Source organism: Caballeronia sp. (assembly GCF_049581465.1).
Classification (GTDB): Bacteria; Pseudomonadota; Gammaproteobacteria; order Burkholderiales; family Burkholderiaceae; genus Caballeronia.
Genome location: NZ_JBAUSA010001163.1, coordinates 1 through 7,323, shown reverse-complemented (window position 1 = coordinate 7,323; position 7,323 = coordinate 1). Strand labels below are relative to the sequence as shown.

The window sequence follows — 7,323 nt, the reverse complement described above, 5'->3', positions numbered from 1 at the left end:
GCCGAAACGCAATGCGCGACACCGGCACCGCGATCACGACCGCGACAACCCCCGCGACCGGAACGGCCAGAAAGGGCGACACCCCGCAGTATTTCGCGAGCACCAGCATGACGTAGCCACCGATCCCGAAGTAAGCCTGCTGTCCGATCGACACCATTCCACCGTAGCCCGCGAGCAGATTCCACATCATCGCGAAGACCAGATAAGCGGCGATCTGTGTGAAGTCGTGCAAGGTATCTCGACCGGCCCAATAAGGAAGGCTTGCGATGATTCCAGCGATAATCAGGATAACGAACATAGCCACTCTGCTCGCTGTCGTCGCACGCAGGACCTGAAAGTCCCGTTCACGTATGTTCATTTGGCTCACCTATTATCAGTCGTCAGGCGGTCTTGGGGAAAATGCCTCGTGGCCGCACGCTAAGCACGGTGAGGAACAACACGTGGCCGAGCCAGATGCCCCAGCCCGGGTCAATGTAAAAGCCGATTTGCTGAGCGATCCCAAGCGCGATTCCGCCAACGAACGTGCCCCAGAACGACCCCATCCCGCCAATGATCACCGCCTCGAACGAGAACAGCAGCAATGATGGGCCGTCGGATGGTGAGACCGCTGTGCGCATGGCGTACAACGCCGCGGCCAGCGCCATCAGGACGAACGCAATGCTCATGGCAAGAGCGAAGGTCTTGCGCGGCGATACACCCATCAGTTGGACGACCTCGCGGTCATCGGAGGTGGCGCGAAACGCGCGGCCGAGCGGCGTGCGCCCGAAGAGCCACTGCAAGCCAAGGGTGGCTGCCACCGCAACACCAAGCGTGAGCAGAGGCAGCAGCCCAAGCGCGATTCCGCCAGGTAACGCAATGCTCATCGACTCGAAACCGCCCGTGGCGAGCGAGCGTGGATCAGCCGAAAATACTTCTTGCAGCAGGTTCTGAATGACGATCGAAAGGCCGAACGTGACTACCAGCGATGGCAGCGGATCACGGCCGCTCACACGATTAAGCACCGCGTACTGCACCGCGTAACCCGCACCGAACGCGATCCCGATCAACAAGGGAATAGCCAGCCACAACGGCACATGAGCCCAACTGGTGAGTGCAAACAAAACGAACACCAGCAGCACGATAAAGTCCCCATGCGCGGTGTTGGTCAGGCGCATCACGCCGAACACGAGCGACTGCCCCATCGCGAAGAGCGCATAGAGCGCGCCCAGGAGAACGCCCTGCAATAGAATGTTGACGATTGAACTCATGACGTCACTCCAAAGTATGCCTGCGTGATGGCTTCGTCGGAGACCTCCGCCGAGGCACCCGACAATGACACGCGGCCTTCCTGGAAGCAGTAAAACCGCTTGGACACGCGGCGCGCGAGTTGCACATCCTGCTCGACGATGATCGCACTCATGCCATCGGCGACGATCGCAGGTAGCGCTGCATAAATCTCCCTTACTATCACCGGGGCGAGGCCGAGCGATAGTTCGTCGCACATGAGAAGGTCCGGATTGCTCATCAGTGCGCGCCCAAGCGCGACCATCTGTTGCTGGCCGCCTGACAGCGCCGTCGCCGGGCGATAGCGGCGCTCCTTTAGCGCAGGAAAGAGCGCGTAGACGGTATCGAGATTCCAGCGCCCGGGTCGCGAACAATATGCGCCGAGGATCAGGTTTTCCTCGACCGAAAGACTCGCGAACAGTCGCCGCCCTTCTGGCACGAGCGCGATACCCTTGGCCACGACGCGCGCCGCCGCCATGCCGCCGATCTGCTCGCCCTTGTACACGATCTGCGGCGCGGGGACGCGCAACAGTCCGGCGAGCGCCTTGAGAAAGGTCGACTTGCCTGCACCGTTCGAGCCGATCAAAGCGATGACCTCGCCGCTTCCAACTGAGACGTCCACGCCAAACAGAGCCTGGAAATCCCCGTAGAACGCGCTCAAACCACTCGTTTCAAGTAATGCCGACATGTTCAACCCTCCAGACCCAGATAGACGCGCCTAACTTCCGGGTCGTCCATCACGGCAGCCGGCGCGCCCTGCGCAAGATACTTGCCGAAGTGAATGACGAGCAAGCGGTCGGCGACAGCAAGCAACGCGTGCACGACATGCTCGATCCAGACGATCGTCACGCCCTGCTCCTTGACGCGACGAATTTCGTCAACCAGTTCGTGCGTTTCGGGCTCCGTGAGGCCGCCGGCGATTTCATCGAGCAGCAAGACTTTCGGCCTCGTGGCGAGTGCCCGGGCAAGTTCGAGCCGCTTGCGGTCCAGCAGGGTCAGGGTGCCCGCCAACTGGTTCGCTCGACGCGAAAGCCCCGTGCGCTCCAGCACATCGACGCACAGCCGCGCGGCATCGTGGTCCTTGAGTGCGCCTCCGAAGCTTGCCCCGACCAGCAGGTTCTCGAAGACCGTCATCCCGCCAAACGGACGCGGCACTTGATACGAGCGTCCTATGCCAGCCACGCACCGTCGATGCGGCGCGAGGTCGCCGATGTCGACCCCGTCGAACACGATCGTGCCGGTTTCGGGACGCGTGTCGCCGCTAATGAGGTTAAGCAGCGTCGTCTTGCCCGCGCCGTTCGGGCCGAGAATGCCGTACGTCTCACCCTTCTCAATCGAAAAGCTGATGTCATCAATGACCTTCAGTGCGCCATAGCTCTTCGACACATTCGTCAATCTGATCACTTGGCTCATTGCAACTCCCACGCCGTGAAGCGACTAGCTAATCAGTTTGAGCGGCCCCGACAGAGGAACACTGGGCGCAAGCTGGTTGTTGACGATCGCGAGATCGAAGCGATGTGGCTGCGCGGTCCCCTGCGTCTTAAGCCACTGGCCGCCGACAAGCGGCGTCTTGGCCACGTTCTTGACCGGCCCGCTGCCCCAGGCTACGTGGCCCACCACCGTATCAAGCCTGGTCGACGCCAGTGCATCGCGGATCGACTCGTTTGATTCGATATCCTTACTACGCTTGAGTGTATCGACGGCAATCTCGAACAATGCATGCGCGAATCCAATCGGCTGGGTCCATTGCTTCGAGGTCGCTTTCTCGTACGCGTCGGCCAACTGGCGCGCAGATTGTCCGGTCACCGTCGACTTGAAGGGATGAGAAGGCGACCACCAGACTTCTGTCGACAGTCCGTCGCCGAGATCGCCGAGGGCTTCGATAGAGGTCGGGAAAAGCAGCGCTTTGCCTATCGAAATGACCTTTGGCTTAAGGCCTTGCTGACGCGCCTGAACCAGGAAATTCTTGGCGTCAGGAGGAATCACCACGCCGGTCACGATCTGCGCGCCACTTTGCTTGAACGCTGCGATCTGTGCCGAGAAGTCCTGCGTCATGCTTTGAAAGCGGCCCGGATCCTTCAGTGCAAAGCCCTTTTGCGCAAGCACGGGAGGAAAGCCGAGCTTCGCGTCACCCCACGCATTGCCGTCGCCGTCGTTTGGAAACAGGCCACCCACGGACTTGTTGGTCTGCACCGATTGCCACATGCCGGTATAGACGGCGATCACGTCTTCGAGGCCCCAGAAGAAGTGATACGTATAGCCAAAACCTTTCTTCGGATCGCCTTTTCTGCCGAAGAACCAGGGCTGCCAGGGCACGACTGTAGAGACGCACGGCATCTCGTTGATTTCGCACGCGTCGCAAACCGGATTCGCCGTTTCAGGCGTGCCCGCGACCAGCATGATGTCGACCTTGTCCTTAAGGATCAGGTCGCTCGCCACTTCCCCTGCGCGGTTCGGATTGGACTGGCTGTCCTTTACCAGGATCGACACAGGATAGCGCTTGCCGCCGACAGCAATCCCGTCCTTGAGCGCCGCCTGCATCTGCTCGATGGTGAATCGATCTGCCTCGCCGAACGGTGCCAGTGGACCCGTTTGCGGCGAGACATAACCGATCTTCAGCGTGCGCGGACTTGCAGCGCCCGCGATACGCGTGAGCATTGGCGAGCTTGCGACCAGCGCTCCGGCCGCCGCCTGTTTTACGAAGCGACGGCGCGCGTCGTTGATGAAATAATCGTCCATGTTTGTCTCCTTCAGTTTTGTCTTGGCGCGCCGGCCTTCTATGTGCCTGACCCGGTTATTGTCAGCGTGGGAAATAAGGGGGAATGGCTGCGTCGACGTTCACCCAGACCGACTTCGGCTGCGTGTATTCGCGCATTACCTCGAAGCCCATCTCGCGTCCATATCCGCTGGCGCCCACGCCGCCAAAAGGTGACGCAGGACTGACGCGTTTATAGCTGTTGATCCAGACCATGCCGCTCCTCAACTGGCGGGCGAAGAGATGCGCGCGTTGCAAGTCACGGGTCCACATGCCGGCGCCAAGGCCGTATTCGGTGCCGTTCGCAATCGACAGTGCTTCTTCGTCGGTGCTGAACGTGCTCACCGTCATGAACGGTCCAAACACTTCCTCCTGCGATACGCGATCGGTCGGCTTGGCTGCGACGATCGTCGGCTCGACATAACAGCCGTTGGCGAGCTCGGGCAGCTCCGGCGCCCGGCCACCCGACAACACGCGCCCCCCTTGCTCTCGTGCGACATCGACGTACGAGAGCACGCGATCGCGATGAGCAAGCGACGTAAGCGGTCCCATCTCGGTTGTCGGATCGAGCGGATCGCCGATCTTGATCGAGCGCGCGAGACCGACAATGCGTTCGAGCAGTTCCTCGGCGATCGATTCGTGCACGATCAGCCGCGATGCCGCGATGCATGCCTGGCCCTGGTTATGGAAAATGCCGAATGCGGTGCCTTGCACGACGGCGTCGAGATTGGCATCGGCGAACACCACGTTGGCGCCCTTGCCGCCGAGTTCGAGTTGTACTTTCTTGAGGTTGCCAGCCGACGCCTGCACCACCTTGCGGCCGACCGCGGTCGATCCGGTGAACGCCACCTTGCTGATCTGAGAATGCTCGGCGATGTACTGCCCCGCGACATGACCCAGACCGGGCACGATGTTCACCACACCCGGCGGGAAACCAACCTCGGCCATCAGTTCAGCAATCGCGAGACTGGACAGCGGCGTGAGTTCGGCAGGCTTCATGACCACGCAGTTACCGGCTGCCAGCGCGGGCGCCATTTTCCAGCTCGTGAACATCAGTGGAAAATTCCACGGCACGACCTGTCCGACAATGCCCACCGGCTCGCGCGTCATGTAGTTCAGAAAACCCGCTTCGACAGGAATCACCGAGCCTTCGAACTTGTCGGCCATGCCGCCAAAATAGCGGAACGTAACGGCCGTGCGCGGCACATCCAGGTTGCGGGTATCGCGAATCGGATGGCCGGTGTCGAGCGATTCAATGCGAGCCAGTTCGTCGGCATTCGCTTCGATTGCATCGGCGAGCTTGAGGAGCAAACGGCCGCGATCCATCGCCGCCATGTTGCTCCACTTGGGAAACGCCGCCTTCGCAGCGGCGACTGCCTTGTCGATGTCGGCGTGCCCGGCCATCGACACGTGCGTGATGACGGAGTTGTCGTGCGGATTGAGCGTCGCCAGCGTCTCGCCGCTTTCGGCGGGCACGAAGCGGCCATTGATGAAAAGTTGAGTTTGCATGTCGGACCTGCCTGGAGAAAACTGAAGACAAAACGCTCTCCGCGACGCCAGCGGTGCTGGCGTCGTTCCTTCGCGGAGCAGCGACGAGGTTTAGAGCGGGACGGGGTACGGCGCGAGTTCGCCGCTCTCGTAACGCTTGGGCAGGTCGGGTGTGGCGTTCTCCCAGACCAGCAGCATCGAGCGCTTCTGTGAATAGCCCTTGTGGCGGATATCGGCTGGCATCGCGGCGATGTCGCCAGCGTTCATGGTGATGCGTGCGCGCGGCTCGCCGGTGTCCTTGTCCGCGACATCCCAGATGATCTGGTCGGACAGTTGCAGGAACCACTCCACCCGATCGTTGCCGTGGAAGACCGGCAGCACGAACTCTTCAGTCGTCGGGCAGAACAGGCTTTGCTTGCACACTGAGGTCACCGAAGGATTCCACGTCACATCCGAACGCGACAGGTACTTAAAGAGACTGAACGCGTGCAAGTCCTTCTCGAAGCCCGGCGCTGCGTGAATTTCCGGTTCGTCCTGGTCTACATCGGCGAACTGGCGGTTGACGGGAAGATCGTTGCGCAGCGGCGAGTCATCTGCCATGCCCGGCATGCGCTTCGTCGCAATGCGCGTGCGCTCGATAGCCGCGATGTTGTCACCATGTTTTGTGCCGAACGCCGAACCCGTTTCCTCCGGCGCTGCGAACGGATCAAAGCCTTCGTTGACCCAGTCCCTCAAGATCGCCTTGAAGGTCGCCATGATGACCGGCGCTTCGAACTGCTGCATATAGTCGATGCCGGCTTCCTTGAAGCTCGCGTTGTAGGCACCCGCATACATGTCCACGCGACCATAGTGGTTGCGCGTGCCGATGACCTCGTCGAAGTTGACCCAGCCGTAGAAAAAGCCCCACGCGACGTCGCGCATCATGGCGCGCAGGAAATCGTCGGCGTGCATCTGGTGCGAGCGCCTCGCGCCCTGCGACGGCCAGGTGACCGTGGCGAAGTATGCGTCGCGGCTGAATTCGAATTCGCCTAGCTTGAAGGTGCGATAGCCGCTCGTCTTGTCGGGGTCGCTAGCGGTGACGCTTTGAAATAATGCTGTCTGGTCCATGATTCACTCCGGGGAGATGGGTCGATTCACATGCGCGTCGCGCGCTTTCACTGAATGCAGATGTCGGCCCACTTTTCGACCGAGCAGCTTCCGAGGATCGTCTGGAGCAGCAGCACGCCCTTCTCGCGCGCCTCGAAGCGATAAGCCGCGCCAGCAGGCAGAAGTGCCTGGTGGCCGCTACGCAGTCGCACGAAACCCATCGACTGACCCGACGGCGCGCCTTCCAGACGAACGCTGCCTTCCGTTTGCGCATCGACCAGCGAGCCGGCCGACGGCTTGATGAAGTGCACGTCTATTTCGCCATCCAGGGCGACGACGAATTCATCGTGCGACGCGGCGAACCACGGGGACGTCCCTTCGGCGAGCAATGTTTCGATCACGTACTTAAGGTTCTTGCCGACTACGACCTTCTCGTACGGCGCGGAGTGGCTAGCGACTTCGAATACGTTGGACATCGCATAATGTCCCGCCTTGCCCTTTATGATTTCGATGGAGCCCTTGCGATAATCGCCAAGACTGCCAAGGTAGGTCTCTTGCATGACTATCTCCTTTGATGCGTGAGTGTTTTGTCGATACGCTTTCCTTGTGACGAAGATTAGTGCCGCGCATGAAGCGCGGCAATGGTTTGAGGTTCGCGTTTCGCGAACAGTCCGTACGGGCCGAAGACGCTAGGGAAACTACCAATCCGTGTACAGGGCGCGTGTTGGGCT

Annotated in this window: 8 protein-coding genes; all 8 read right to left on the bottom strand. The window is 60.7% G+C overall.

Annotated elements, in window-relative coordinates; all coding sequences use genetic code 11:
* A partial coding sequence (locus tag WCA53_RS28485) for an ABC transporter permease subunit (RefSeq protein WP_423918882.1) occupies positions 1 to 358 on the bottom strand: 358 nt, incomplete at its 3' end.
* Between the two features lie 22 nt (positions 359 to 380).
* Positions 381 to 1,247, bottom strand: a complete 867-nt coding sequence (locus WCA53_RS28480; RefSeq protein WP_423918877.1) for a branched-chain amino acid ABC transporter permease — start codon at positions 1,245 to 1,247, stop codon at positions 381 to 383.
* Positions 1,244 to 1,951: an ABC transporter ATP-binding protein gene (locus tag WCA53_RS28475; protein ID WP_423918874.1), complete on the bottom strand. Its 708-nt coding sequence runs from the start codon at positions 1,949 to 1,951 to the stop codon at positions 1,244 to 1,246. Before WCA53_RS28475 ends, WCA53_RS28480 begins: the two co-directional genes overlap by 4 nt.
* 2 nt (positions 1,952 to 1,953) lie before the next feature.
* On the bottom strand, positions 1,954 to 2,676 hold the full coding sequence (locus WCA53_RS28470) for an ABC transporter ATP-binding protein (protein ID WP_423918871.1): 723 nt from the start codon (positions 2,674 to 2,676) through the stop codon (positions 1,954 to 1,956).
* Between the two features lie 24 nt (positions 2,677 to 2,700).
* Positions 2,701 to 4,002 carry an ABC transporter substrate-binding protein gene (locus WCA53_RS28465; protein ID WP_423918868.1) on the bottom strand — a complete coding sequence of 434 codons (1,302 nt, stop codon included), beginning with the start codon at positions 4,000 to 4,002 and terminating at the stop codon, positions 2,701 to 2,703.
* Positions 4,003 to 4,063: 61 nt separating this feature from the next.
* Entirely contained in the window at positions 4,064 to 5,527 is a 1,464-nt protein-coding gene (locus WCA53_RS28460; RefSeq protein ID WP_423918863.1) for an aldehyde dehydrogenase family protein, read from the bottom strand.
* Between the two features lie 90 nt (positions 5,528 to 5,617).
* Entirely contained in the window at positions 5,618 to 6,613 is a 996-nt protein-coding gene (locus WCA53_RS28455; protein ID WP_423918858.1) for a hydroxyquinol 1,2-dioxygenase, read from the bottom strand.
* A gap of 47 nt (positions 6,614 to 6,660) precedes the next feature.
* Entirely contained in the window at positions 6,661 to 7,152 is a 492-nt protein-coding gene (locus WCA53_RS28450) for a hydroxyquinol 1,2-dioxygenase (protein WP_423918854.1), read from the bottom strand.
* Positions 7,153 to 7,323 lie beyond the last annotated feature (171 nt).

Excerpts from the sequence above, each read along its gene's own strand:
- WCA53_RS28480 (WP_423918877.1), bottom strand. The coding sequence starts at position 1,247 with ATGAGTTCAATCGTCAACATTCTATTGCAGGGCGTTCTCCTGGGCGCG.
- WCA53_RS28475 (WP_423918874.1), bottom strand. The coding sequence starts at position 1,951 with ATGTCGGCATTACTTGAAACGAGTGGTTTGAGCGCGTTCTACGGGGAT.
- WCA53_RS28470 (WP_423918871.1), bottom strand. The coding sequence starts at position 2,676 with ATGAGCCAAGTGATCAGATTGACGAATGTGTCGAAGAGCTATGGCGCA.
- WCA53_RS28465 (WP_423918868.1), bottom strand. The coding sequence starts at position 4,002 with ATGGACGATTATTTCATCAACGACGCGCGCCGTCGCTTCGTAAAACAG.
- WCA53_RS28460 (WP_423918863.1), bottom strand. The coding sequence starts at position 5,527 with ATGCAAACTCAACTTTTCATCAATGGCCGCTTCGTGCCCGCCGAAAGC.
- WCA53_RS28455 (WP_423918858.1), bottom strand. The coding sequence starts at position 6,613 with ATGGACCAGACAGCATTATTTCAAAGCGTCACCGCTAGCGACCCCGAC.
- WCA53_RS28450 (WP_423918854.1), bottom strand. The coding sequence starts at position 7,152 with ATGCAAGAGACCTACCTTGGCAGTCTTGGCGATTATCGCAAGGGCTCC.